The organism is Glycomyces luteolus (assembly GCF_027622875.1).
Taxonomy (GTDB): Bacteria; Actinomycetota; Actinomycetes; order Mycobacteriales; family Micromonosporaceae; genus Glycomyces; species Glycomyces luteolus.
The window spans coordinates 45933-71196 of sequence record NZ_JAPZVP010000007.1 but is presented as its reverse complement, the minus strand read 5'-3'; the positions used below and the strand labels follow the sequence as shown (position 1 = coordinate 71196).

The 25264-nt window shown below is 70.5% G+C and carries 27 protein-coding genes; 8 read left to right on the top strand and 19 right to left on the bottom strand.

All coding sequences use genetic code 11. From position 1 onward, the window contains the following. The first annotated feature begins 2 nt into the window (after positions 1-2). Positions 3-1214, top strand: a complete 1212-nt coding sequence (locus tag O1R50_RS10660; RefSeq protein WP_270110001.1) for a sensor histidine kinase — start codon at positions 3-5, stop codon at positions 1212-1214. Continuing rightward, positions 1211-1885, top strand: coding sequence for a response regulator (locus O1R50_RS10655; protein ID WP_270110000.1), 675 nt, complete (start codon positions 1211-1213; stop codon positions 1883-1885). The genes O1R50_RS10660 and O1R50_RS10655 overlap by 4 nt, the downstream gene beginning before the upstream one ends. Before the next feature lie 186 nt (positions 1886-2071). Here O1R50_RS10655 and O1R50_RS10650 read toward each other — a convergent pair whose 3' ends face one another. Further along, positions 2072-2839, bottom strand: a complete 768-nt coding sequence (locus tag O1R50_RS10650) for a class I SAM-dependent methyltransferase (protein WP_270109999.1) — start codon at positions 2837-2839, stop codon at positions 2072-2074. A 35-nt stretch (positions 2840-2874) separates the two neighbouring features. Further along, complete coding sequence (locus tag O1R50_RS10645; protein WP_270109998.1) at positions 2875-3408, bottom strand: GNAT family N-acetyltransferase; 534 nt, start codon at positions 3406-3408, stop codon at positions 2875-2877. Positions 3409-3567: 159 nt separating this feature from the next. Here O1R50_RS10645 and O1R50_RS10640 point away from each other — a divergent pair, with 159 nt between their 5' ends. Together O1R50_RS10640 and O1R50_RS10635 are read left to right on the top strand one after the other, a co-directional pair. Further along, entirely contained in the window at positions 3568-4218 is a 651-nt protein-coding gene (locus O1R50_RS10640) for an HAD-IA family hydrolase (RefSeq protein WP_270109997.1), read from the top strand. A gap of 128 nt (positions 4219-4346) precedes the next feature. Beyond that, the gene (locus O1R50_RS10635; protein ID WP_270109996.1) at positions 4347-5210 is read left to right on the top strand and encodes a hypothetical protein; all 864 of its coding nucleotides are present in this window, start codon (positions 4347-4349) and stop codon (positions 5208-5210) included. Positions 5211-5284: 74 nt separating this feature from the next. Here O1R50_RS10635 and O1R50_RS10630 read toward each other — a convergent pair whose 3' ends face one another. The 3 genes from O1R50_RS10630 to O1R50_RS10620 all read right to left on the bottom strand — a co-directional run bounded on the left by O1R50_RS10630 (position 5285) and on the right by O1R50_RS10620 (position 8638). Continuing rightward, the gene (locus tag O1R50_RS10630) at positions 5285-5857 is read right to left on the bottom strand and encodes an SWIM zinc finger family protein (RefSeq protein WP_270109995.1); all 573 of its coding nucleotides are present in this window, start codon (positions 5855-5857) and stop codon (positions 5285-5287) included. Continuing rightward, complete coding sequence (locus O1R50_RS10625) at positions 5854-7758, bottom strand: DEAD/DEAH box helicase (RefSeq protein ID WP_270109994.1); 1905 nt, start codon at positions 7756-7758, stop codon at positions 5854-5856. The genes O1R50_RS10630 and O1R50_RS10625 overlap by 4 nt, the downstream gene beginning before the upstream one ends. A 469-nt stretch (positions 7759-8227) precedes the next feature. Further along, a complete protein-coding gene (locus tag O1R50_RS10620) occupies positions 8228-8638 on the bottom strand; it encodes a hypothetical protein (protein WP_270109993.1) in 411 nt (136 codons plus the stop codon). A 189-nt stretch (positions 8639-8827) separates the two neighbouring features. On the opposite strand from O1R50_RS10620, the gene O1R50_RS10615 reads away from it, so the two are divergent. After that, a complete protein-coding gene (locus O1R50_RS10615) occupies positions 8828-9742 on the top strand; it encodes a sugar kinase (protein WP_270109992.1) in 915 nt (304 codons plus the stop codon). After that, positions 9739-10338: a bifunctional 4-hydroxy-2-oxoglutarate aldolase/2-dehydro-3-deoxy-phosphogluconate aldolase gene (locus O1R50_RS10610; protein ID WP_270109991.1), complete on the top strand. Its 600-nt coding sequence runs from the start codon at positions 9739-9741 to the stop codon at positions 10336-10338. The genes O1R50_RS10615 and O1R50_RS10610 overlap by 4 nt, the downstream gene beginning before the upstream one ends. Positions 10339-10555: 217 nt before the next feature. On the opposite strand, the gene O1R50_RS10605 is transcribed toward O1R50_RS10610, so the two are convergent. The 12 genes from O1R50_RS10605 to O1R50_RS10550 form a co-directional block, all read right to left on the bottom strand. Beyond that, positions 10556-11071, bottom strand: coding sequence for an adenine phosphoribosyltransferase (locus tag O1R50_RS10605; protein WP_270109990.1), 516 nt, complete (start codon positions 11069-11071; stop codon positions 10556-10558). 143 nt (positions 11072-11214) lie between these two features. Next, a complete protein-coding gene (locus tag O1R50_RS10600) occupies positions 11215-11601 on the bottom strand; it encodes a DUF4234 domain-containing protein (protein ID WP_270109989.1) in 387 nt (128 codons plus the stop codon). A 152-nt stretch (positions 11602-11753) separates the two neighbouring features. Next, positions 11754-12629, bottom strand: coding sequence for a carbohydrate ABC transporter permease (locus tag O1R50_RS10595; RefSeq protein WP_270109988.1), 876 nt, complete (start codon positions 12627-12629; stop codon positions 11754-11756). A gap of 3 nt (positions 12630-12632) precedes the next feature. After that, a complete protein-coding gene (locus O1R50_RS10590; RefSeq protein ID WP_270109987.1) occupies positions 12633-13601 on the bottom strand; it encodes a carbohydrate ABC transporter permease in 969 nt (322 codons plus the stop codon). A gap of 13 nt (positions 13602-13614) precedes the next feature. Then, a complete protein-coding gene (locus O1R50_RS10585) occupies positions 13615-14913 on the bottom strand; it encodes an ABC transporter substrate-binding protein (RefSeq protein ID WP_270109986.1) in 1299 nt (432 codons plus the stop codon). A 298-nt stretch (positions 14914-15211) separates the two neighbouring features. Beyond that, the gene (locus O1R50_RS10580; protein WP_270109985.1) at positions 15212-16417 is read right to left on the bottom strand and encodes an ROK family transcriptional regulator; all 1206 of its coding nucleotides are present in this window, start codon (positions 16415-16417) and stop codon (positions 15212-15214) included. Positions 16418-16583: 166 nt separating this feature from the next. Beyond that, positions 16584-18239 (bottom strand): phosphoenolpyruvate--protein phosphotransferase, encoded by a 1656-nt coding sequence (gene ptsP / locus O1R50_RS10575; RefSeq protein ID WP_270109984.1) that lies wholly within the window; start codon positions 18237-18239, stop codon positions 16584-16586. 9 nt (positions 18240-18248) lie between these two features. Further along, positions 18249-18518, bottom strand: a complete 270-nt coding sequence (locus O1R50_RS10570) for an HPr family phosphocarrier protein (RefSeq protein ID WP_270109983.1) — start codon at positions 18516-18518, stop codon at positions 18249-18251. A gap of 20 nt (positions 18519-18538) precedes the next feature. Further along, entirely contained in the window at positions 18539-20014 is a 1476-nt protein-coding gene (locus O1R50_RS10565; RefSeq protein ID WP_270109982.1) for a PTS fructose transporter subunit IIC, read from the bottom strand. A gap of 22 nt (positions 20015-20036) precedes the next feature. Beyond that, the gene (locus O1R50_RS10560; RefSeq protein WP_270109981.1) at positions 20037-20483 is read right to left on the bottom strand and encodes a PTS sugar transporter subunit IIA; all 447 of its coding nucleotides are present in this window, start codon (positions 20481-20483) and stop codon (positions 20037-20039) included. A 23-nt stretch (positions 20484-20506) separates the two neighbouring features. Continuing rightward, positions 20507-21484 carry a 1-phosphofructokinase family hexose kinase gene (locus O1R50_RS10555; RefSeq protein WP_270109980.1) on the bottom strand — a complete coding sequence of 326 codons (978 nt, stop codon included), beginning with the start codon at positions 21482-21484 and terminating at the stop codon, positions 20507-20509. After that, positions 21481-22242: a DeoR/GlpR family DNA-binding transcription regulator gene (locus tag O1R50_RS10550; RefSeq protein ID WP_270109979.1), complete on the bottom strand. Its 762-nt coding sequence runs from the start codon at positions 22240-22242 to the stop codon at positions 21481-21483. Before O1R50_RS10550 ends, O1R50_RS10555 begins: the two co-directional genes overlap by 4 nt. A 198-nt stretch (positions 22243-22440) precedes the next feature. Between O1R50_RS10550 and O1R50_RS10545 the strand changes: the two genes are divergently transcribed. Together O1R50_RS10545 and O1R50_RS10540 are read left to right on the top strand one after the other, a co-directional pair. Then, on the top strand, positions 22441-22947 hold the full coding sequence (locus tag O1R50_RS10545; protein WP_270109978.1) for an O-acetyl-ADP-ribose deacetylase: 507 nt from the start codon (positions 22441-22443) through the stop codon (positions 22945-22947). A gap of 59 nt (positions 22948-23006) precedes the next feature. Beyond that, positions 23007-23894: a hypothetical protein gene (locus tag O1R50_RS10540; RefSeq protein ID WP_270109977.1), complete on the top strand. Its 888-nt coding sequence runs from the start codon at positions 23007-23009 to the stop codon at positions 23892-23894. 104 nt (positions 23895-23998) lie between these two features. Here the strand turns inward: O1R50_RS10540 and O1R50_RS10535 are convergent, their stop codons facing one another. Both O1R50_RS10535 and O1R50_RS10530 read right to left on the bottom strand, forming a co-directional pair. After that, positions 23999-24400: a hypothetical protein gene (locus O1R50_RS10535; RefSeq protein WP_270109975.1), complete on the bottom strand. Its 402-nt coding sequence runs from the start codon at positions 24398-24400 to the stop codon at positions 23999-24001. A gap of 299 nt (positions 24401-24699) precedes the next feature. Then, on the bottom strand, positions 24700-25260 hold the full coding sequence (locus tag O1R50_RS10530) for a 3'-5' exonuclease (protein ID WP_270109974.1): 561 nt from the start codon (positions 25258-25260) through the stop codon (positions 24700-24702). Positions 25261-25264 lie beyond the last annotated feature (4 nt).

Here is a 25264-nt window from a genome sequence, read left to right as displayed (position 1 = left end):
TCGTGGCCGAGGCCGTGACCGTTACCCGCAAGCGCGGGATGTGGCAGCGGATGCTGGAGTTCGACTCCCGGCATCCGCTGCTTTGGAATCTGTTCCCGATCTTCCTGTACTCGTTCCCCGCCGCCATGGCGATGGTGTTCGCCGCGGCTGAAGAGCTCGAGCCGGAGCGTCCGCTGCTGCAGCTCGTGCTGGTGGCGATGTTCCTGGTGCCGACGATCTGGCGGCGGCGGTACCCGTTCACGGTGCTGCTGAGCCAGTGCGCGCCGCTGGCGATCACGATCCCGCTCGGGTACACGAGCGATGAGAACGCGGGGTTCGTGAACGCGGCGGGGGCGGTGGCGTTCACGTTCGTGCTCTACAACCTGGTGGTGCGGCGCCCGCTCAAGCTGCTGTGGTGGGCGGGCCTGGTCTCGCTGGTGCCCTCGTTGATCGACTGGCTGGTCAATGAGGGTCATTCGGTGCTCGGTTTCCTGGGGTACTTCGCGCCTGGGGCGATCTACTTCGGGTTCGTCGTGACGATCGGGATGCTGATGCGCACCCGCCGGGAGTTCCAGCACGCGGAGCGCGACCAGGCCGCGCATCAGGCGGTCACGGCGGAGCGCAACCGGATCGCGCGGGAGATGCACGACATCATCGGGCACAACCTGGCGGTGATCAACGCGCTCGCGGACGGCGGCGCGTACGCCGCGACCGCTTCGCCGGAGAAGGCGAAGGAGGCGCTCGAGGCGATCGGGCGCACGAGCCGGGAGGCGCTGGGCGAGCTGCGCCGGGTCCTGTCGGTGCTCAAGGCGGAGGAGAACGGGGAGCTGGAGCTGGCGCCGCAGCCGGGACTGTCCGATCTGGATGCGTTGATCGAGCGGGTCCGGGAGGCGGGGCTGCCGGTGACGGTGACTGTGACGGGCGAGCCGCTGGCGCTGTCGGAGAACCAGCAGCTGGCGGTGTACCGGACGGTGCAGGAGTCGCTGACGAACGTGTTGAAGCACGCGAAGGGCGTGAAGCGGGCCGAGGTGACGATCGAGTACCGGGGCTCGGGTCTTTCCGTCACGGTGCGCAACAGCGGGAACCGGGTGGACGAGGCCGGTACCGCCCGTGGTCTGGCAGGCTTGTCGGAGCGGGCGGCGGCGTTCGGCGGCACGATGGTCGCCGGGCCGGAGGCGCTCGGGGGCTGGCGGGTCGCCTTGTGGCTGCCCGGGGACGGAGAGGAGCACCGGTGACCACGTTGCTGATCGTGGACGACCATCCCTTGCAGCGCATGGGATTCCGGATGCTGGTGGAGAGCCAGCCGGATCTCGTGGTGCTCGGGGAGGCCGGCAACGGGGCGGACGCGGTGCGGCGCGCGACTGAGCTGGGCCCTGACGTGGTGCTCATGGACGTGCGCATGCCTGGCGTGGACGGGATCGAGGCGACGCGCCGGATCATCGCCGCGGGCGGCCGCAGCCGGGTGCTGGTGCTGACCACGTTCGACCTCGACGAGTACGCGTACGCGGCGCTGCGGGCCGGCGCGAGCGGGTTCCTGGTCAAGGACGCCCAGCCGGAGGAGCTGCTGGCGGGGATCCGTGTAGTGGCCGCAGGTGACGCGGTGGTCGCGCCGAAGCTGACGCGGCGGCTGCTCGACCGCTTCGCCGACCAGTTCCCGGTCGAGGGCGAGGGCGACACCTCGGCGGCGGCCGAGCGGCTCGGGGTCCTGACCGAGCGGGAGAAGGAGGTGCTGACGGCGATCGGACGGGGCTGGAACAACACCGAGATCGCGGAGCGGTTCCATCTCGCCGAGTCGACGGTGAAGACCCATGTGGGCCGCATCCTCGCCAAGATCGGCGCCCGGGACCGAGTGCAGGCGGTCATCTTCGCCTACAACACCGGTCTCGTCGCCCCGGACGGCAACTGAGGCCCGGGTGGCCAGTCAGTGGCATGTCATATGCCATGGCACGCGGTCGGTGAGGCGGCCTCAGCGGGGCCGCGATGATATGGCACATGCCATGCACCATCGCCGATCTCGGTGTCGTCCCCGCCGCTCCTCAGCGGCATGTCACATGTCATGTGCCATCGCAACCGCGGGAACCATTGCGGCCGTTCACCGTCGAGTGAACACGAGCAGGTCGCATTCGGATTCGACCGCGCGAGGCGAGGTCTCCGCGACCGCGTCGGCTTCCAGCGCCGCGAGCCCTTCCCGGTACTCCTCGTCGGTCAGGTGCTCGTAGACCGACAGCGCCCGCATCCGCTGCCGCCCGGCGTACTCGCTCAGGCTGTCGGCCGAGCGGTGGTGGACCTCGGTGAGTCCCGAGTGCGCGAACCCGGCCTCGGCGAACACGTCGACGGTCTCCTCCAGCGTCGGGAACACCGCCGCGTCGATGTCGCGCGTCCGCGGGAAGTACCGGTAGAGCAGCAGCTCCTTGAGTCGGTCCGAGAGCGTGGTCGCCATGAGCAGCCGCGCGCCCGGCGCGAGGACGCGCGCCAGTTCCCGCGCCGCGGCGGGCCGGTCGGGCACGTGGTGCCAGACGAGGAACATCAGCGCCAGGTCGGCGCTCGCGTCGGCGACCGGCAGGTCCGCGGCATGGCCGGGCACGTACGAGACGAGCGGGTGCGAGGACTCGATGTGGGCGACCTCCCGCATCCGCGCCGAGGGCTCGATGCCGATCACGTCGGCACTGAACTCGTCGGCCAGCGCGGGTGTGAAGCGCCCGGTGCCGGAGCCGACGTCGAGGACGGTGCCGATGCGCCGGTCCCCTGCGTGCTCGCGGAAGGCCCGGAGCCAGGTGCGGCGGCTCGTGGGAAGGAGTCTGCGGCCCTTCGCGTATCCGGCGTGCTGCGTGCGGTCGTAGTCGACGCGTTTGAGTTCCACCTTGTTCCCCCAACCGGTGTCTGTTTGCGTGGCGGCTATGGCGCGGTGGGCACTCGGTAGCGGAGTCTGCCGCCGCGTTCGTCTTCGAGTACCCCGCCGTTGGCTTCGATGACCTTGCGGGAGGCGATGTTCTGGACGCCGCAGGTGAGGAGGGCCTTGTCGATGCCGATGGCGGCGGCGTGCGGCAGGACGGCGGCGAGCATGGCGGTGGCGTGGCCCTGCCTGCGGGCGGTGGGGCGGATGTCGTAGCCGATGTGGCCGCCGGTCTCGCTGAGGGAGGCGTTGAGGCGGTGGCGGAGGTTGATGCGTCCGAGGTACATGTCGTCGTCGGTCCACCAGTAGGTGGTGGCGGGGACGAAGTTCGCGGGCGGGTCGGTGGTGAGCCGGTGTTCGAAGTCGAGGACGCGTGCGATCCACTGGTCGGTGTCGTCGGGGTGTCCGGCTTCGCGGATGAGGTCGCCGAGGAGGGTGCGGTCGTCGGGTCCGCCGCGGCCTTCGGCGAGGAATTCTCGGACGGCCTCGGCGAAGGAGAGTCCAAGGCGCTCAGTGGGGAGGATCAGTGCTGGCACGGTGTCGACGCTAGGTGGTCGTCCGGTTCGGCGCAACCGTTATCGGTGCGGTGCGGGGCTCAGGCTCACGGTGCGATGTTCGAATCCTTCGTGAGAGTTAGCGTGGCCGTCATGTTCCGTTGGTAGCGTGACGGTCCATTGGACTCGAGGAGGGTACGCATGGGCGATTCGGTGCTGACGGCTTCGGTGCTGCTGTTCGACATGGACGGGACGCTGGTCGATTCGACGGCGTCGGTGGAGCGGGCGTGGGGGCGGTTCGCCGACCGGCACGGCTTGGAGGCTTCGGCGATTCTGGCGGTGGCGCACGGGAGGCCCACGATCGAGGTGGTCGCGGAGTTCGCGCCGCACGGCGTGGACGTGGTGGCGGAGACCGACCGGATCGAGGCGGAGGAGATCGACCGCACGGACGGGATCAGTGAGATTCCGGGGGCGGCGGCGCTGCTGCGCGGTCTGGACCGGGACCGGTGGGCGGTGGTGACGTCGGCGACGCGTGCGCTGACGGTGCGGCGGCTGGCGGCGGTGGGCATTCCGCTGCCGAAGATCCTGGTGGCGGCCGATGACGTGACGAAGGGCAAGCCGCATCCGCAGCCGTACATGCTGGCGGCGAAGGCGCTCGGGTTCGATGCGACGGAGGCGGTGGTGTTCGAGGACGCTCCTGCGGGTCTGGCCTCGGCGAGGGCCGCGGGTGCGGCCACGGTGGTGGTGGGCGATTACAAGGGTGAGGCGGCCGACGGTCTGCCGAGGGTCGCGGACATGCTCTCGGTGGCGGTGTCGCCCAACGGTTCCGGTTTGTCGGTGACGTTGGCCTGAGTCTGCGGCGCCGCCGCTGGTCGGGGCAGTCCCCTTCTCTCCCAGACTGTCAGGTTTCCGACAGGGCCGTGTCCGTCCGGTTCGTTCCTCGTTCTTTCGGGTGATCCCCGATTTGGAAAGAGGAATCAATGCCAGGAGAGTTCCACGAGATCCTCGTGAAGCTGATCCAGGACGAGCCGGCGTCGGTGCCGTGGATGCTGGCGCTCGCGGGCGGACCGCGCGGCGCGAGATGGGTCCTGGCGGAGACGCGCTCGGGCGCGGTCGGCTCGCCGGGGCCGACCGAGCGCGGGGCGGACGCCGTCGTTCGTCTCGGGTTCGCGGACGGGTCGGAGTCGCTGGTCGTCTGCGTGGTGCAGCACGAGTGGAGCGAAGACGAGTACCACCGGCTGCCCGGTTACGTGGCGCGCGCCTTCGAGGACCACCGCATCCCGGTCGTACCGCTCATGCTGTGCCGTACCGACGCGCTCGCCAGGAGGTTCCGCCGCGGGATCAGCACCGGTCCGGACAGCATCCTCGCGGTCGCGACGGTCGGCCCCGCGAACATGCCGGATCTCGGCTCCGACGAGGCCCCGCCGAACGCGGCGGCGGCCGTCGCCGCGGCGGTCATGCGCCGGCAGCCCAAGACCATTCCGACCGAACTGTTCGTCTCGACGCTCGACCGCTGGCTCGGCACCATCGAGCCTGGACGAGCGGCCGGCTACGCGACATTCCTGCTCACCACTTTGGCCAAGGAGCCTGCGAGCTTGCTGGAGGCACTCATGAAGACCGAAGCCCGTCGCTACCACTCGGAGTACACCGAGGAGCTCCTGGCCAGGGGCCGTGAAGAGGGCCGTGGCGAAGGCGCTGTCCGACACGCCCGCGCCACCTTGCTTCGGATGCTGGAGGCGGACGGCGAGGTGGGCGACCAACGTCGCGCCGAGGTCGCGGCCTGCGCCGATCTCGGCCGGCTCGACGCTTGGATCACTGATCGGATCCGGCCTGCCAAGGGCTGATCCGCGCGAATCGAATACGAAGCCGGGCCGCGATCGCGGCCCGGCTTCGGCGTCCTCATCGTCGATGGAGGCGGTCAGACGGGCTGGGCGGCGTCCATGCTGGCGAGCCTGGCGGCGCGCAGGCGCCCGGCGAGGTCGCGGGTGGGGCCGCCGCGCAGGAGCAGGACCAGCCACGGGTCGTCGTCCATCTTCGCCGCGCTGACCAGGGCGAGCGCCATGATGTGGGCGCATACTTCGCGGCTGTCGGAGCAGGGGCAGCTCGCGGTGATGCGGTTGTGTTCCTCGGTGACGAATTTCTTGGGCAGCAGGCGCATCCCGGTCTCGGCGAGGACGTCGTCGATCCGCTTGGGCAGGCGCCCGGCGAGCAGCCCGGCCACGCACGAGGGCGACAGGGACAGCGCGGTCATCCCCGCGGCCCACGCTGACGCGTTGTAGACGGGGATCCTGATCTCGGTGTCGAAGGCGCGGCCGCCGTCCGTGACGCGGCCCGAGACCTTGCCCGGGTCGATCGACATGCCGCTGACGGCGCCCTGCCCGGCCAGGGCGCGCCCTCTGACGATCCGCTGGTCGGGATAGTTCAGGCCGATGGTCTCCAGGGCCCGCCACCATTTGCGGCCCCACCAGGTCCGGCCGTAGGGGTCGCTCACAGGTGGCCTCCGTCGGCGTCGAGTTCGATGAGTTTGCGCAGCTGGGAGTCGTCGAGGTCGCCCAGCCAGTCCTCGCCGTTGCCGACCACGGCGTCGGCGATGGCCCGCTTGCGCGCGAGGAGCTCGTCGACCCGTTCCTCGAGCGACCCGGCGGTGACGAGCTTGTGGACGTAGACGGTCTGGGTCTGCCCGATGCGGTGCGCCCGGTCGGTGGCCTGGTCTTCGACGGCCGGGTTCCACCAGCGGTCGTAGTGGACGACGTGCGAGGCGCCGGTGAGGTTGAGGCCGGTGCCGCCGGCGCGGAGGGACACGAGCAGGATCGCCGGTCCCTCGCCGGTCTGGAACTCGTCCACGAGCCGGTCGCGGGCGGGCTGGTCGAGCCCGCCGTGCAGGAACGGCGCGGCGACGCCGAGTTCGGCGTGGAGGTGGCGCGAGAGCAGCTCCCCCATCTGCCGGTACTGGGTGAAGATGAGGGTCTTGTCGCCCTCGTCGACGACTTCGGCGAGCATCTCGGTGACCCGGTCGAGCTTCCCTGAGCGCTCGGCGAGTCCGCCGTCGCCTTCGCCGACGTACTGGGCGGGGTGGTTGCAGATCTGCTTGAGCCGCGTCAGGAGTTTGAGGACGCGGCCGCGGCGGGTGATGCCGTCGCCGAGGCCCTCGTCGAAGGCCTCGCGGATGGCCTCCTTGTAGAGCCCGGCCTGCTCGTCGGTCATGGTGCAGGCGACGACCGCCTCGATCTTCGGCGGCAGGTCGGCGGCCACGTCTTCCTTCATGCGGCGCAGCACGACCGGGTCGATGCGGGCGCGGAGGGTGGCGGCCGAGACGGGGTCGCGGCCGATCTCGATGGGGTCGGCGAAGCGGCGTTTGAAGTCGGTCTGGCCGCCGAGGAGCCCGGGGTTGACGAACTCGGAGATCGACCACAGCTCGGACAGGTGGTTCTCGACCGGGGTACCGGTGAGGGCGACCCGGACGCGCCCGGTGAGGTCGCGGACGGCTCCGGCCGTGCGCGAGCGGTGGTTCTTGATGGCCTGGGCCTCGTCGATGACGATCGTGTCGAACGCGATCTGGCGCAGGAGTTTGATGTCGCGCAACGCGATCGAGTACGAGGTGACGATGACGTCGGCCTCGGTCAGCGGCGCGCGGTCCTTGGTGCGGGCCGGGCCGTGGTGCAGGTGGACGCTGAGCTGGGACGCGAATCGGGCGATCTCCCGCTGCCAGTTGCCGACCAGCGAGGTCGGGCAGACCACGAGGTGCGGGGCGTTCCCGGCGCGGCGCACGAGCAGCCCGATCGACTGGAGGGTCTTGCCGAGGCCCATGTCGTCGGCGAGGATGACGCCCGCGCCGCCTTCGGCCGCGGCCTCCAGCCAGGCGATGCCGTGGGCCTGGTACTTGCGCAGGTCGGCGTTGACGCGGACCTCGCCGGGGTCGGAGTGCTGGGCGGTGATGAGGCGCAGGTTCAGTCCGGAGTCGGAGCGCAGCAGCTCGGTGAACGACTCGACGAACGCGCCCACGAGCGCCTTCGCGGTCCACACGTGCCCCTCGGAGTGCGGCACGGAGTGGCCTTCGGCGGGCAGTTCGCCGGCGATGCGGTCGAGGTCGTCGAACTTGTCGTCGTCGACCGCGTTCGCGATGCGCGCCCAGATCGCGACCGACTCGGTGATGTCCGGGCGGGAGGCGATCCGGGTGAGCGCGGGCAGGACCGGCCGCACCGGCATGGCCACGCCCTCCATCTCGCGGAGCTCGCCGTCGAGGTACAGCTCGGCGTCCACCGGGTCCCCCGGCGGTAGCCCGAGCTCGGCCACCGCGGCCTCGGGGTGCGCGCCGCCGAAGAAGAGCAGCCGCCCGTCGGCCGGGGAGGCGTGGTCGGGCAGGAAGGTGGCGTGCAATTCGCTGGGTGGCAACGAGGCTCCTACGGGTCAACGGCAGACGTGCCATTTTGCCACAAGCGCGGCCCCGAACCCAAACGCGCGGTCCGCGACGGGCGCCTGGAATCATGCGAAACCGCAGCTCGTCGGCCACGTGCGTACTCGAGGGTGTGCGAATGCAGACGAACGCTTGCACTGGCGCGGGCCGGCCTATCGGGGCGTGCCACCGGAGGTAAGCCCCAGCCGCGAACGGAACGGGGCGGGACCGCCCGTCGCCGCCTGGGCCGCGATCACGCGGCCCGGGCGCCTTCGGGCGGTCCCGCCCCGTCAACCCCAGAGCAAAGTCCGCGCGGAGGCGCAGGCGGTCCGGGCGCTCGCGCGCCGTGCCGCGTCCCTCCACATTGAGGCTCACTGAACTTCCTTCCGGCAGAAGGATGTTCGAACGTGTAGAAGTTAGCGATAATTTCGAACACTGTCAATACCTGTGTCCAGCTTGCGGGCATGTTCACCGCAGCGGGCAGCGCATCGCGAGATCGAGCGCGGCGTCGTCCCGGAACGCCGCCTGGGCGTCCTCGAGGGCCTCGGCGTCCTGGGACTGCGCGTCGGCGACCATCTCCTGGGCCTGCTGCCCGAAGTCCGCCGTGAGCGCCTTGAGGTTCGGGTCCTCGATCTCGGTGCCCAGCGTGTCGAGCTGGTCGACGATGCTGTCCACGTTGTCGTCATCGGCCTGGACCGCCAGGTCGAGCGCCTGCCAGGCGCGCTCGCAGTCGGCCGCGTACTGCTGCGTGTCGCGGTTGAGATCCTGAGGTCCGGGGTCGGTCTCGTCCGCGCCCCCCAAGCACTCGGTGAGCATCCACAGCAGGATGAGCACGCCGATGGTCCACGCGAAGAGCTTCACCAGACGCAGGTCGGTCATGTCCGGCTCCAAGGTGAGAGGCCTGTGTCACACAGTCTACGCGGGCGGGGGCGCCGAACCGGGAACCCGAGCCACGCCGTCCCGGGCGAGCGGCGACCGCCGCTTTGTGTATGCGTTTTCCAGTCGGTAGGCTGAAGCCACCTCTTGCCGACCCCACACACGCGCGAGCGCGGACACGAACGGAGCCACATGGACGTCCTGTGCCTGGGCGAATCGATGATCGTCCTCGCCCCCGCCGCCGCCGAACCCCTCCGCGGCGCCGTCGACCTCCACATGGGCGTCGCCGGGGCCGAATCGAACGTCGCCGTCGCCCTCGCACGGCTCGGCGCGCACGCCGCCTGGTGCGGCAAGGTCGGCGACGACCCGCTCGGGCAGCGCATCCTCGACGTCCTCGGCGAGGCCGGCGTCGACTGCGGCCACGTCCAGACCGACCCCGGCCGGCCCACCGGCGTGTACTTCAAAGACCCCGGACCCGAGGGCACCCGCGTCCACTACTACCGGCGCGGCTCGGCCGCCTCCACCATGAGCCCCGGGCACCTCGACGGGACCGCGGCCCCGCGCCTCCTGCACCTCTCCGGCATCACCCCGGTCCTCTCCGACACGTGCGCCGCCCTCATCGACGAGCTCGTCATCGAGCGGGCCCTGGACCCGGCACTGGTGAGCTTCGACGTCAACTACCGGCCCGCGCTGTGGCCCGTGGGCGAGGCCGGGCCGGCCCTGCGACGCCTCGCCGACGCGGCCGACATCGCCTTCGTCGGCCTCGACGAGGCCCAGACCCTGTGGGGCGTGGCGACCGCCGACGACGTCCGGGAACTCCTGCCCGGCACCGGCGCCCTCGTCGTCAAGGACGGCGGCAACGGCGTCACCGCGTTCGAAGGCGGCAAGAGCGCCTACTCCCCCGCCGAACCGGTCGACGTGGTCGAACCGGTCGGCGCCGGCGACGCGTTCGCCGCCGGATTCCTCTACGGCCACTTGCACGACGCCTCACTCGAGGCATCGATGCGGCTGGGCCACCGGCTCGCCGCCGGCGCCCTCCAGACCGTCGGGGACCTCGCGCCCCCGCCGCCACCCGAGACCGTCCGAGCCATCCTGGAGGACCAGTGACCTTTGACCAAGGCGAATTCTTCGACCGCCTCTTCGCCGGGCAGCGCGTCATGGCGATCTGGCGGGGCCTGCCCGCCGAGGAGACCGTGGAGCTCTCGGAGCGGGTGTGGGACGCCGGTTTCGACCTGGTCGAAGTCCCCATCGGCAAGCCCGGCCAAGAAGCGGCGCTGGCCGCCGCGGTGAAGGCCGCGGGCCCGAGCGGGCGCGCCGTGGGCGCCGGAACCGTGGTCTCCGCGGGGCACGTGGAGCGCGCGGCCGCCGCGGGCGCGGCCTACACGATCGCGCCGGGCCTGAACCCGGCGGTGCTCGAGGCCTCCCACGCGGCCGGACTGCCGCACCTGCCGGGCGTGGCCACCGCCAGCGAAGTCGGCCTCGCTCGCGACCTCGGCTGCACCTGGGTGAAGGTCTTCCCGGCCTCGACACTCGGACCGGACTGGTTCAAGGCGATGCACGGCCCGTTCCCGGACATGAAGTTCGTGGCCACCGGCGGCGTCGGCCCCGACGAGATCGACACCTACATCAAAGCCGGGGCCTCGGTCATCGGCATGGGCTCGGCACTGGCCGACCCGGCGAACCTCGCGAAGCTCGTCGGCTGAACGGTCTTCCCGCAAAGGGCGATGGCGCGTGACATATCACCGGTCACGCGCCATTGGTCTGCTTCGGCCCGGTGGTGGTGTCGCGCCGAGGGGGCGCACCGCGTGACTGCGATGTGACATGTCACGTATTACCCGTGTCGCGGACCCCCGGATCCACCCTGACAGGTGGGTACGACATCGGTAGTGTGCGAATGTGCCTCGGATTCGCTTGGCGGGCTTAGAGCTTGCCCAGGAGCGAGATCACCGGGTAGCCGTCGAGGCGGTCGCGGCCCGAGAGGGAGGCGATCTCCAGGAGGGCGGCGCAGGCGGCGACGGTGCCGCCGAGGCCCTCGACCAGGCGCACGCCGGCGGCCATGGACTCGCCGGTGGCGATGACGTCGTCGACCAGGAGGATCCGGTCGCCTTCGCGGACGGCGTCGGCGTGCATCTCGACTCGGACTTCGGCGTACTCGCCGCGGTAGGTCTCGACCGCGGCGGCGCGCGGGAGCTTGCCGGCCTTGCGGATGGGGATGAGCGGGGTGCCGGTGCGGTCGGCGAGCGGGGCGGCCCAGAGGAAGCCCCGGGCGTCGAACGCGGCGATCGCGTCGTACGGGTGGGCCGCGCAGGCCTCGAGGAGCCGGTCGACCGAGGAGCGGAAGGCGCCCGGGTCGGCGAGCAGCGGCGTGATGTCGCGGAAGCCGACCCCCGGCTCGGGGAAGTCGGGGACGACGGGCACGAATTCGGTCAGATCCACAGCGGCAAGGTTAGCCGGTCCCCGGCTGCTAGGACGCCGCCTGTGCCGCGCAGTGGCATATCACGCGTCACGCAGCACGAAGCCCCCGGCCGCGATCAGCAGCCGGGGGCTTCGCCTCCGCGTGTGCAACGACGAGGGGCGTCTTAGGCGGGGACGCCCTGGCGGGCCTTGACGGCGTTCACGACCAGGTTCTGCTGGGCCTGGATGTAGCAGAGGTTGGTTCCGGCGACGAAGCACAGGAGGGTGGCCACGCCGGTGTTGAAGGTGGGGGCCAGACCGGCGGCCTGCTGCTCGGCCTTGATGGAGGCGCAGAGCTTGAACCAGTTGATGATCGGCACGATGTACAGGGTGATGAAGCCGAACAGCATCCACACCACGAGGCTGGAGCCGCTGACGTTGCCCGGGTTGTTCGGGTTGACGGCCTTGATCTGGGTGGCGGTCTTGGCGTACCAGAACAGGCCGTAGATGCCGAAGCTGACGAGGGTGAGGATCCACACGCCGAAGGGGGACCGGATCTTCAGTTCTTCCACTGGGGATGACTCCTTGTGCAAAGGGGGGACGGGCGTGGTCAAAGCGCACGGCTGCGGGGTGTTCACCCGCAGCCGGTTGGGCTCGCTGACCGAAGTGCAGCTCACATTAGCATCCGCATCGGTCCGCTATGGGAACAGGGAGTCCCTTGTGTTCACCCCTTAAGACCGGTTTGCGCCACGCCCTGCACCAGGAACCGCTGCAGGAACAGGAAGACGAACAGCAGCGGCAGCATGGCGACGAGCGCCGCCAGGAACAGCTGCGAAAGGCTCACCGTCTGGGCCGTCAGGAACGTCGACAGTGCCACCTGCACCGTCCACGAGTCCGGGGAGCGCCCGATCACCAAGGGCCACAGGAAGGAGTTCCACGAACCCACGAAGGTGATGACGGCGATCGCGGCGAGGAAGTTCCCCGAGTTGGGGATCACGATGCGCCAGAACGCGCCCCAGTAGCCGAGCCCGTCGACCCGCGCGGCCTCCTCGAGCTCCTTGGGGAAGCTCAGGAAGTACTGGCGGCACAGGAAGGCCACGAACCCGTTGAAGAGCGTAGGGATCACCAGGCCGCGCAGATCGGAGATCCAGCCGAGACTCGAGACCATCACGAAGCTCGGAATGAACGTGATTGCGCCGGGGATCATGAGGGTCGCCAGCACCAGGTAGAAGACCTTGTTCGCGTGCCGGTACGGAATGCGGGCGAGACCGTAACCGGCGGTGGCGCAGAGGAACAGCGTGCCCACCGTGGTCAGGGTCGCCACCAGCGCCGAGTTGAGCAGCGCGCGGGCCATCGGCACCGACGGGTCGGTGAACAGCTTCTCGATGTTCTCCCAGGCGGGCGCGACGGGGAACCACATCCAGCCGGGCGCCGTGATCTCGGCGTCCGTCGACAGGGCGTTGCGCAGGATCAGATAGAACGGGATGAGGAACAGGACCGACAGGACGCTGAGCCCGAGGAAGTTGACCGCGCCCCCGCCCCTGGTGCCGGGTCCGCGCCTGCGGCCGGCCGGGGACTTGCGCTTGATCTCAATGGTCATGGCTCACCGCTCTTCCGAGTTGCCGAAGCCGAGGAACTTGCCCTGCAGGAGGGTCACGAGCGCGATCAGGAGCGCCAGGATGAGCGCGCCCGCCGAGCCGGTGCCCAGCTCCTGCTGCATGCCCAGCGAGGTCTGGTAGAGGTAGACGAGCGGCGGCCTCGCCGACGGCATGGTGCCCACCAGGAGCAGGAACTCGTCGAACGCCTGGTAAGCGGCGATGAGGATGAGCATCAGCACCGCCACGGAGGTGGCGCGCAGCTGCGGCAGCGTGATGTGCCAGAAGGTCTGCCGGCCGGGCTTCGCACCGTCCACATAGGCGGCTTCGTAGAGGTGCTGGGGGATCTGCTGGAGGGCGGCGATGAACAGGATCATGTAGAAGCCGACCTGGATCCACAGCCGCAGCGAGACGATGACGAGCCAGAACCACGGCGGGTCGGGCCGGAAGAGCCAGGCGATCTCGTCGACGCCGAAGAGGTCGAGGACGGTGTTCGCCAGGCCGTAGCGTACGCCGTTGAAGATCGACATCTTCCACACCAGTGCCGCGACCACATAGGAGCAGGCGAACGGCAGGAAGAACACCGAGCGGAAGAAGGCGCGCATGAGGCGCACCCGGTTGAGCATGAGCGCCAGGCCGAGTGAGCACGCGAAGGTGACCGGCACGATGAACGCCGCGAACACCGAGAAGGTGATGAGGCTGTCCTGGAAGGCCGGGTCGGTCAGCATCGCGGTGTAGTTGCCGAACCCGACGAAGTCCTCCGGCGTGGGGCTCACGGTGTTGGTCGCGTCGAAGAACGACAGGTAGGCGCTCCAGACGACCGGGATGACCGTGAAGACCAAGAGGCCGATCAGGAACGGTGCGACGAAGCACCAGAAGGTGAGGGAGGTCCGCCAGCGGGCGCCCCGGCGGGCCCGGGGAGCGTGCTCCCCGGTGCCCGCCTTCGCGTCCGGGGCGGCCTCTGCGGAGACTGCCACGTGTCGCACTCCCCTAGCCGAAGATCGAGTCGAGTTCGCCCTGGATGGTGGCGGCGGCGGCGTCGAACTCGGCGTCGGGGTCGGCTCCTTCGAGGACGATGTGGTTCATCATGTCGTCGACCGCGGTCTCCATCTTGGGAGTCCAGTTCGGGTTCTCGGCCCAGCCGAACTCCTCGGAGATGCGGACGGCCTCGGCGGCGGGGCCGGACTGGAGCTGCTCGGCGCTGCCGCGCATCGAGAGGCGGGGCGGGATGTGGAAGCCGTAGGAGAGGTTCCAGTCGAGGATGAACTCCTCGTTGTCGATCCAGAGCCACTTGACGAAGGCCTTCGCCTCTTCGACGTTCGCGGACTTGGCGTTGACGAAGGTGTCCCAGCCGCCGTTGAAGACGGTCGGCGTGCCGCCGCCGAAGGCGGGGAAGGGGATCACGTTGATGTCGTCGCCGTGGGCCTCGATGATCTGCGGGAGCGCCCAGAGGCCGCACCACTGGATCGCACAGAGGTTCTGGATGATCGAGGACGGGTCCCAGGCCTCGGTCGGGGCGCCGACGAGCAGCGAGGAGGAGTCGTGGAGCTCCTTGACCTGCAGTGCCCCGGCGAGGACGGTCTCCTTGGTGAAGCCGATCTCGTTGGCGTCGGTCAGCAGGGTCTCGCCGGCGGAGAAGACGATCGGCTGGAACAGCTTGGTGGCCGAGTCGTCGTTGCCGAGGAAGAGGCCCTTGACGTCGCCGGTGGTGAGCGCGGCGGCGGCGGACATGAGCTCTTCGAAGGTGGCGGGGGGCGTGATGCCCTGGGCCTCCAGCAGGGACGGCCGGTAGTAGAGGAACTGCGGGTCGTCGATCATGCGGACGCCGTAGAGCTTGCCGTCGATGGTGTTGCGCGCCAGGTCGTCGGGAGTGTAGTCGTCGAGGACGTCGGCGAGGATGTCGTCGAGCGGGACGATCTGGCCGCTCTCGACCATGGCGCGGTTGAGGTGGCCTTCGAAGACGTCCGGGTAGTCGCCCTCCTTCTCGGCAAGGAGGCCCGAGGAGAGTGCGGTGTCGTAGTCGCCGGGGATCCAGTTGATGGTGACCGTGGCGTCCTTGTACGCGGCGGCGTACTTCTCGGCGGCCTGCTGCGTGCCGGCCTCGCCGTACTGGTGGTACCACTGCGAGAGGTTGACGCCCTCGCTGGAGCCGCGGCCGGTGTTGCCGCCGCACGCGCTGAGCGCTCCGGCCCCGGCGGCGAGGCCGCCGAGGGCGAGCATGCGGCGGCGGTTCATCGCCAGTTTGGCGAGCGTTTGCTGGGAAGGGTCGTTGCGCTTGAAGGCAACCATGACGAGCTCCTCGCTACGTTGAGAGGTCGGAAGGGCTCCCCGTGCGACCCCGTGTCTGGTCGACGTCGCAGCGGAGATTCGACGTCCGTCGATTCGCCTCCAGTGTTGCGAGCGCCACTCACTTTGTCAATGGGTTGGAGTAAGGGCTCGGATAACGATTTGCGCTCGAAACCGGTGGGAGCGATCACCGCAGGAGGTGCGCGAGTTTCCCCAGCGCACAACACGAACGGCCCCAGCCGGGAGGGACGACTGGGGCGTGTGCGACCGCCGGGGCGGCGGTGCCGCGAGGCGGCGGGGTTCAGCGGCGGCTGCGGGAGCCCACCGTGTTCAGGCGGTTCAGGTGTCCTTCGAGGGCCAGTGCGGCGGCGCCGAGGGCGACCATGTTGCGGTCCTGGCCGTTGCGTTTGAGGCGGGCGGCTTTGAGCGGGGCCTCCATGGCGTGGTCGGGGAGGCGGCGTTCGAATTCGGGGATGAGGGCGTCGCCGAGGGCGCTGGTGACCCAGCCGTCGAGGACGACGAGGTCGGGGTTGAAGAGGTTGAGGAGGTTCGCGACGCCGGCGGCGAGGTATTCGGCGACGGTCTCGACAGTGCGGACGGCGGTGGGTTCGCCGGCTTCCCAGGCGGCGGCGAGCGCGGCCATGGCCTCGGTCTGGGATCCGGCCTTGGCGCGGCCGTCGAGTTGGCCCCAGTGCCAGAGGATGGCCGGCGCGCCGATGTAGGCCTCGATGCATCCTTTTGCGCCGCAGCGGCATTGGGGTCCGGCGGGGTTGATGGTGGTGTGGCCCCACTCCCCTGCCGAGTTGGTGGCGCCGCGGTAGAGCTGGCCGCCGAAGGCGAGTCCGGCGCCGACGCCGGTGCCGAGGATGAGGACGGCGAGGCGGTCGACGCCGCGGCCTTCGCCGAACCAGAGTTCGCCGACGGTGATGGTCTTGAGGGGGTTGTCGAGGTAGATGGGGACGCCGAGTTGGAGGCGGTCGTCGAGGAGTTTGCGGAAGGGGACGTCGTGCCAGTTCCAGTTGGGGGCGAAGCCGGAGACGCCCCAGGTGACGTCTACCTGGCCGGGGAGGCTGACGCCGAGGCCGAGGACGGCGCGGTCGCCGAGGCGTTCGCGGACCTGGTCCATGGCGGAGGCGATGTGGCCGATGACCTGTTCGGGGGCGTTCTCGCTGGGCTCCATGCGTTCTTCGACGCGGTCGACGACGGCCAGGGTGAGGTCGTAGACCTCGAGGTAGACGTAGGTTTCGGCGACGTCGACGCCGATCATGACGCCGCCTCCCGCGTTGGGCGCGAGCAGGGCGCGGGGCCTGCCGCCGCCGGAGTCCTCGCGGCCCACTTCGATGACGACGCCGAGTTCGATCAGGTCGGTCACCAGGTTGGAGACGGTGGCGACGCTGAGGTCGGTCTCGCGGGCGAGGATCTGGCGGGAGGTGGGGGCGTCCGCGATCAGGTGCCGGAGCACTGCGAAGCAGTTGCGGAGGCGGATGTCGCGCGAGGTGGACTTCATGAATGCATGGTACGGCGCGAACGCCGCCTTTGTAAATGGGTTAGTTGAAGGGTCCGGTATCGCCCGAACCGGCCGCGCTCCCGGGCACGTCGGCCGTGGCGGCACGAGTCGCCGCCCGCAGCCCCGGGGCGGGTAGTACATCACGCGTCACGTGGCACCCGGGTGGTCAATAGGCGGCGACCGCCCGGCGGGCCTCCGCCGCGTCGTCCGAGTGCAGCGCCCGGGCCGCCATGCCCGCGCAGTCGGCGAGCGTGCGCGTGGACAGTTCGGCGCGGACGGCCGCGACGGCGCCCGGCGCCATCGACAGGCTCGTGACGCCGAGGCCGACGAGGACGCATGCCAGCAGCGGATCGCTCGCGGCCTCGCCGCACACCCCGACCGGTTTCTCCGCCTCGCGCCCGGCCTCGGCGGCGAGGCTCACCAGGTCGAGCAGGGCGGGCTGCCAGGGGTCGAGGAGTTCGGCGAGCGCGCCGTTCATGCGGTCGGCGGCGAGCGTGTACTGGCCGAGGTCGTTGGTGCCCAGGCTCGCGAAGTCGCAGCCGTCGAGCACCCGTGAGGCGCGCAGCGCCGCGGCCGGGACCTCGATCATGGTGCCCGCCGTGGGCAGTCCGCGGGCGCGGCACCGGTCGGCGAACGCGGCGGCCTCGCCGGGGGTCGCGACCATCGGGGCCATGACCCACACTTCCGCCGAGTGCTTCGCCGCGGCGGCGGCGATCGCGGTGAGCTGGTCGTCCAGTAGGGAGGATCCGGCGTCGGTGCGGGCCAATCGGATGCCGCGCACGCCGAGCGCCGGGTTGGGCTCGTCGCCGTGGTCGACGAACGCGAGCGGCTTGTCCGCTCCGGCGTCGAGGGTGCGCACGACGACCTTCCTGCCGGAGAAGGCCGCGAACACCTGCCCGTACGCCTCGACCTGCTCGTCCACAGTGGGTGCGGTCTCGCGGTCGAGGAACAGGAACTCGGTGCGGAACAGGCCCACGCCTTCGCTGTCGACCGCGGCGGCGGCCGCGAGGTCGGCCTGGGAGCCGAGGTTCACCAGGAGCTGCACGGCGTACCCGTCGGCGGTGCGGCCCGGGCCGCGGCTCGCTTCGAGCGCCGCGTTCCGCCGCGCCTCGGCGTCGAGGACGCGGCGAACCCTTCCCGGTTCGGGATCGGGCACGATCAGGCCCGTGCCGCCGTCGACCAGGACCTCGGTGCCGTCCGCCAGAGCGGCGGCGGCCGGGCAGGCGACGACCGCGGGCAGCCCCATCGACTTGGCGAGGATCGCGGTGTGGCTGGTGGGCCCGCCCTGCTCGGTGACGATCGCGACGACTTTCGCCGGGTCGAGCGCGGCGGTGTCGGCGGGTGCGAGGTCCTTGGCCACCAGCACGAACGGATGCCCGGGGTCGGGCAGTCCCGGCATGGGCCGGCCGAGCAGCACGGCGATCGTGCGGTCGCGCAGGTCGTCGAGGTCGGCGGCGCGTTCGGCGAGGTAGCCCCCGGCGGCTTCGAGCGCGGACCGGAAGAACCCGTAGGCCTCGATGACGGCGTGCGGGGTCGAGCGGCCGCCCGCGAGCGCCTTCTCGATCTGGTCGGCCAGCGCGGGGTCGCGGGGCATCATCGACTGGGCGTCGAGGATGTCGGCGGTGGTCCCGCTGGCGGCTTCGGCGCGGTCGTCGAGGTCGGCGGCGACCGCTTCGAGGGCGGTCTTGGCCCTGGCGAGCGCGGCGGCAGGGTCGGGCTCGGGCCCGGTGTCGGCGGGCGGGGCGGGCACGGGTGCGAGCCGGGCCACCGGTGCGTACGCGGCGCCCGGGCTGACGCCGATGCCGGTCATCTCAGCGGTCACGATGGCTCCTCAGGGGGCGTCGCGGTCGGTCTGCAGCTCGGCGGCGAGTGCGTCGAGGGATTCCTCGGCGCCTTCGCCTTCGGCAGCGAGGACGACCTCGTCGCCGCCCTTGGCGTCCAAGGTGAGGATCATCAGGAGCGAGCGGGCGTCGACCGGCTCCTGGCCTTCCTTCGCGATGGTGACCTTGGCGGGCAGGTCTCCGGCGAGCTTCGCGAACAGTTTGGCCGGGCGGGCGTGGAGGCCCACGGTGGAGGCGATGACTACGCGGCGTTCGGACATCTCGGTTCCTTCCCTGCGGATCAGATGGCGAGCACGTGCTCGTCGGCTTCGGCGGCGGTCTCGGACCGCGCCACGGTCTTGAGCGCGATCACCGCGAGGCAGGTCGCGGCGGTTCCGGCGAGCAGGGCCACGAGGAACCCTCCCCAGTTGCCGATCAGGCCGATGACCCAGATGCCGCCGTGAGGGGCCCGCAGCGTCGCCTCGAACGCCATGGAGACCGCGCCCGCGACGGCGCCGCCGATCATGGTGGACGGGATGACGCGCAGCGGGTCGGCCGCGGCGAACGGGATCGCGCCTTCGGTGATGAAGGAGGCGCCGAGGAGCCAGGCGGCCTTGCCGGCCTGCCGTTCGCCGGGCGTGAACAGCTTGGGCCGCACGACGCTCGCGAGCGCCAGGCCCAGCGGCGGGACCATGCCCGCGGCCATGACAGCGGCCATGATGGTGAGATCGCCGCTGGCGAGTGCGCCGACGCCGAACAGGTAGGCGACCTTGTTCACCGGTCCGCCCAGGTCGAAGCCCATCATGGCGCCGAGCAGCAGGCCGAGCAGGATCGCGTTGGCCCCGGAGAGGCCGGCGAGCCAGTCGGTGAGCCAGGACTGGGCGGCGGCGATCGGCTGGCCGACCACCACGAGCATGATGAAGCCGACGACGAACACGCCCACTAGCGGGATCACGACGATGCGCATGATGCCTTGCAGCGCTTGGCCGGGTTTGATGAGCTTGAGCGCCATGACGACCGCGCCGGCGAGCAGGCCGGCGACGAGGCCGCCGAGGAAGCCCGCGCCGATGGCGACGGCCACCAGGCCGCCGACGACGCCGGGTGCGATGCCCATGCGGTCGGCCATGCCGAAGGCGATGTAGCCCGCCAGGATCGGCACCAGCATCGAGAAGGCCGTCGCGCCGAGGTACATCAGCACGCCGGCGAACCCGGCCTGGGCGAGGATGTCGGTCGGGTTGGCGATGGCCTCGTAGGTGACGCCTTCGAACTCACCGCCGTAGACGACCTGGTTGATCTCGGCTCCGCCGATGAGGAACGCGAGGGCGATGAGGATGCCGCCGGCGGCGACGAACGGCAGCATGTAGGACACACCGGTCATCAGCCACAGCCGGAGCTTCGCGCCGGGGCCGAGCTTCGGTGCCGCCGCCGTCATCGGTGCGACGGATCCGGCCTCGGGTTTCGCGGCGGGTGCGGCTTCGGCCAGGGCGACGGCTTCGGCGACCATCGCGTCCGCGTTGTTGATGCCGCGCTTGACCGGGCCGGACACGAGGGGTTTCCCGGCGAAGCGATCCTTGTCGCGCACGTCGACGTCGGCGGCGAAGATGACCGCGTCGGCCTCGGCGATGTCGGTCGGGTTGAGCGCTTCGGCGCCGGCGGCGCCCTGCGTCTCGACCTGGATCTCGTGTCCGGCCGCGATGGCGGCCTGTTCGAGTGCCTCGGCGGCCATGTAGGTGTGGGCGATACCCGTCGGGCACGAGGTGACTGCTACGAGCTTCATTGTTCGAGCACCTTCTTCTTCTCTATGTGAGGGATTGCTGGATGAGTGCGGCGGCCGCTTCCGCTTCGGGCGCTTCGCGGAGAGCGGTCTTGAAGTCCTGGTGGATCAGTTTGCGGGCGAGTTTCGCAAGGATGGTCATGTGCTCCGAGCCGCCGCCTTCCGGTGCGGCGATGAGGAACACGAGGTCGGCGGGGCCGTCCTCGGAGCCGAAGTCGATGCCCTCGGGGGCCCGCCCGAAGGCGAGGCTGGGGGCGGTGACGTGGGCGCTGCGGGCGTGGGGGATGCCGATGCCGCCTTCGATGCCGGTGGGCATCTGCTCTTCGCGGGCGCGCACGTCGGCGAGGAACCCGTCGGCGTCGGTGACGCGCCCGGCGGCGGCGAGGAGGCCCGCGAGTCGGGCGGTGGCCTCGTGGCGGTCGGCCCCGTGGAGGTCGAGGTCGATCAGATCGGCGGTGATGAGATCGGACATGGTGCGTGCTCCTCTTCGTAGCTTCAGCTCAGGGCCCGGGCGGCGTCCGGGTCGCGGGTGATCTGGACGGCGCCGAGGTCGATGTCGTTCGGGCCGGGCATGATGCTGCCCGGCAGGGAGACCGCGGCGGTGCCCCAGGCGACGGCGGCGGCCAGCGCGTCGGGGCCGCGGCCGCCGGTGGCGAGGAAGCCCGCGAGGGCGGCGTCGCCGGCGCCGACGGTGCTGGCGACGGGTGCGGCGAGGGCGGCCCGGGCGTGCCAGACGCCTTCGGCCGAGACGAGGATCGCGCCGTCCGCGCCGAGCGAGGCGAGGACCGCTCCGGCTCCGGCGGCGCGGAGGGCCTCGGCGGCTTTCACGGCGTCGCCCATGGTGGCGATGCGGGTGCGGGCGGCTTCGGCGAGTTCTTCGAGGTTGGGCTTGACGAGGTCGGGGCGGGCGGCGAGGCACGCGTCGAGGGCGGCGCCGGAGGAGTCGACCACCGTGGCGGCTCCGGCGCGGCGGGCGCGGGCGACGAGGAGGGCGTAGAAGTCGGCGCCGACCCCGGGCGGGAGGCTTCCGCATCCGGCGATCCAGGCGGTCGGCCGTTCGATGCTGCTCGAGGGCGTCTGCAGGGCGTAGTTCGGCGGCGCCGCGATGGCGGCGTCGAGCAGTTCTTCGATCTCCTCGGCCCGCAGGACCGGGCCGGCCTCGTTGAGCTTGGTGACGGTGCCGTCGGCTTCGGCGAGGGTGAGGTTCGAGCGGACCCCTTGGGAGACGGGCACTTCGATGACCGGCACGTCCGCCTCGGCGAGGAGGTCGAGCAGTTCGGTGCCGGCGTGGCCGCCGCTGATGAGGACCGCCCGGGTGGGGTGGCCGTTGGCGACGAGCGCGCGGGAGACGTTGACGCCCTTGCCGCCGGGGTCGACGCGGGCGCCGGTGGCTCGCTGCACCTCGCCGCGCCGGAGGCGGTCGATCTCGATCGTGCGGTCCAGGCTCGGGTTGGCGGTGACGGTGACGATCATGCGCGGACCACTTTCAGGTCGGCGGACTCGAAGTCGGCGGCGAGGTCGTCGTCGAGGCCGGTGTCGGTGACGAGGACGTCGACCTGGTCGAGGGTGCCGAAGCGGGCGAGGCAGTCGTTGCCGGCCTTGGTGTGGTCGGCGACGACGACGGTCTTGCGGGCGGCGTTGATCATGGCGCGCTTGACGGCGGCCTCGCCGGTGTCCGGTGTGGTGAGTCCGCGTTCGACGCTGATGCCGTTGGCGCCCATGAAGGCGACGTCGACGTAGGTCTCGGCGAGGGCGCGCAGGGCCCAGTCGTCGACGGCGGCCATGGTGCGGCGGCGCACTTTGCCGCCGACGATGAGCACGGTGAGGCGGGGCTTGGCGGCGAGGAGGGAGGCGATGAGGACGTCGTTGGTGACGACGGTGAGGTCGCGGTCGGCCGGGATTGCCTGGGCGATGCGGGCGGTGGTGGTGCCCGCGTCGAGGAGGATCGCGCCTTCGGCGGGGACCTCGGCGAGCGCGGCGGCGGCGATGCGTTCCTTGGCGGCGGTCTGCACGGCGTCGCGGGCGGCGACGGTGGGTTCGAAACCGATGCGCTCCAGGGGGATCGCGCCGCCGTGGACCTTCTTGACGACGCCTTGGCGCTCGAGGGCGGTGAGGTCGCGCCGGATGGTCTCGGTGGTGACCTCGAAGTGGGCCGCCAGGGCCGCGACGTCCACGCGGCCTGCGGTGCGCGCCCGTTCGGCGATGCGCTGCTGGCGCTCTTCTGCGAACATGTGGTTTCACCCCCGTTTCACTTGGATTTATTTGGTTATACATGGTTGCTTGTTGCATTGTCAACGCGTTCCGGGGACCTCCGCGCATCACGACTTCGTAACAAGCCCTTGACCTCGAACGTTACTGCCGCACCCGCCTCGGGGCGCCGAAACGGCGGCCCCCGCACCGAACCCGGCCCCGCGTGATTGCATGAGGGCATGGGCATCCGGATCCTCCGCGGCGACATCACGAAGCAGCACGTGGACGCGATCGTCAACGCCGCGAACACCTCGCTCCTCGGCGGCGGCGGCGTGGACGGCGCGATCCACCGCGCCGGCGGCCCGGCCATCCTCGAGGAATGCCAGGAGCTCCGCCGCTCCCGCTACGGCAAGGGCCTCCCGACCGGGCAGGCCGTCGCCACCACCGCCGGACGGCTCCCGGCCCGCTGGGTCATCCACACTGTCGGCCCCGTCTACACCGAGGACGAGGACCGCGGCGACCTCCTCGCCTCCTGCTACCGCGAATCCCTCGCAGTCGCCGACCGGCTCGGCGTCGACTCGATCGCGTTTCCGGCGGTCTCGGCCGGGGTATACGGGTGGCCCGCCGAGTCGGCCGCCGCGATCGCCGTCGGCACCGTGCGCGAGACCGCCACGAACGTTTCGGACATCCGCTTCGTCCTGTTCACCGACGAAGTCCTCGCGGCCTTCCAGCGCGCGCTGGACTAAGCCGTCACACCTCACCGGTACGGTCGAAAACGCATCGACGCAGCAACGAAGGGGCCCGCATGAAGACCCGAGAGAAGACCCTCAGCCAGCACGCGTTCGCCGCCGCCGAGCGGTACCTCCACCTCAACGCCCGCCTCATCGACCGGGCCCGTTTCGCCCACCGCTTCCACGACGGGCCGGCCGGGCCGGTCCTGCACGCGGTCCGCGCCTACCAGAACCCCGACGGCGGCTTCGGCCACGCCATCGAACCGGACCTGCGCGGCCCCGGCAGCCAGCCGCAGGGCGTCGAGGTCGCGTTCTGGGCGCTCGACGAGGTCGGCGCGTTCGAGGACGCGATCGTCCTCGCCGCCTGCGCCTGGCTCGACGAGCACTCCACCGAGGACGGCGGCGTGCCCTGGGTCCTGCCCACCGTGGTCGAGGACGAACGCGGCCCGTGGTGGCAGCCGCAGGGCGAGGATCCCCCGGCCGCCCTCAATCCGACCGCGCCGATCGCCGGGCTCCTCCACGCGCACAACGTCAAGCACCCCTGGCTGGAGCCGGCCACCGAGTTCTGCTGGCGGACGCTCGCCGACCTGGACGAGATCGGCGCCTACGACGCGATGTGCGTGGTCCGGTTCCTCGACCGCGTCCCCGACCGCGACCGGGCCCGAGCCGAAATCGAGCGCCTCGGCCCCTCGCTCCGCGCCAGCGCGGCCCTGGACCCGACCGAGCCCGGGCACACGCACTCGCCGCTCGATCTGGCACCGACACCGGACTCGCTCGCCCGCGGCCTCTTCAGCGACGAGGAGATCGACCGCCACCTCGACCACCTCATCGACACCCAAGGTTCCGACGGCGGGTGGGCCCCGAACTTCATGATGTGGACCCCGGTGGTCGTCCACGAGTGGGGCGGCTACCTGACCCGGGCGACACTCGCGACCCTCCAGGCGTACGGCCGCCTCGCCTGACCGTGCCCTGGGGCGCTCCAGCGCCTGTCGTCGGCGCCTCTGGTCGGGGCGGCTTTATGCGACCCCGGCTAGAGGTGCCGAAGCCGCAGGAATCGCAGTACTCGCTAGAGTCGTTTGACGACGTTGTGCTCTGTGTCCTCAACGACGATGTTCGTGAATCTGACCTCCATGGGCGGCGAGCAGTCCGGCTGGAAGTCGGCTGTCACCGTGATCGAGAAGACGGCCTTCCCGTTCTGCACCGGGAAGTCGCCCCCGCCGGCGACGTCGGCCTTGTTCTCGGCCTTCGGGTGGTGTCCACCCGGGTTGATGCACTCGGCGGTCGCCGTGACCTCGATGTGCACTTGCGTCTCGTTGCCGAGTCCGGCCTCCTTGCCCTCGACGGTCAAGGTGTCTCCGGAAACGGTGTAGGAGACGTTGATGAAGTGCGGGCTTCCGGCCCACGCGGTTGACGATCCGGCAAACAGCAGCGCGAGCGCTGCGAATGCCACGAATATCAGCTTTCTCATGGTTTTGCCATTCGAGAGAGGATCGGCGTGGCCTCCACGGTCGCCGGCCACGGGTGAAAAGGCATTGCATGGGCGCTGCGGTTGCATCTTCGGGCCGCGCGCAATGACAGCGCCGCGGGGTTTCCGGACACGGCGCGCACGACGTTCGGTTCAACCGGTTTTGGTGTGCTGCGCCCGTCCATTCATAACTCCGAATTGGATAAACTATACCATATTATGATATTACTGGACAGTTTAGAACCTCACCCGATCGGTCAGCAATTATGGCCGAACGTACTATTTTTCTGGAGTGGTCGAGTTTATTCTGGCCAGTCGCCGCGCTCGGCCAGGTCGAGGACGAGGGCGGCGATGTTCCAGGCGTCGTCGGCGCCGCTGTGGTGGCGGCCCTCCAGCGGCAGGCCCGCGATCGCGAGGGCTTCCGCCATGCCCGGCCTGCGCCGCAGGCCCCGGGCCTCGGTGAACCGCAGCTTCACGTTGGCGTGCCGCCGCCCGAACGGGTAGCGGGTGCCCGTCGCCCGGCACTGCCGCTCGAACTGCTTGCGGTCGTAGTCGCCCCAGCTCGCCCAGGGCCGCGAATCGGACCGGTGCGCGTCGACGAGAAGGCGGCAGGCCTCGGCGAACTCGGCGCCGGTGTCGACCTCCTCCTGGGTGAGGCCGGTGAGCTCGGTGCAGAACTCGCTCACCCGGGACCGCCTGGGCCGCACCAGGATGCGGTGCTTGGCGAGGCGCTCGCGCCGGTCGAGGTCGACAACCGTCAGGCCGATCTCGATGATCTCGCTGACCGCGCCGGGCGGCGGCTCGCCCTTCCAGCAGGTCGCCTCGATGTCGACCACATTCAGCAGGTTCCGCGGCAAGTCCATGCCG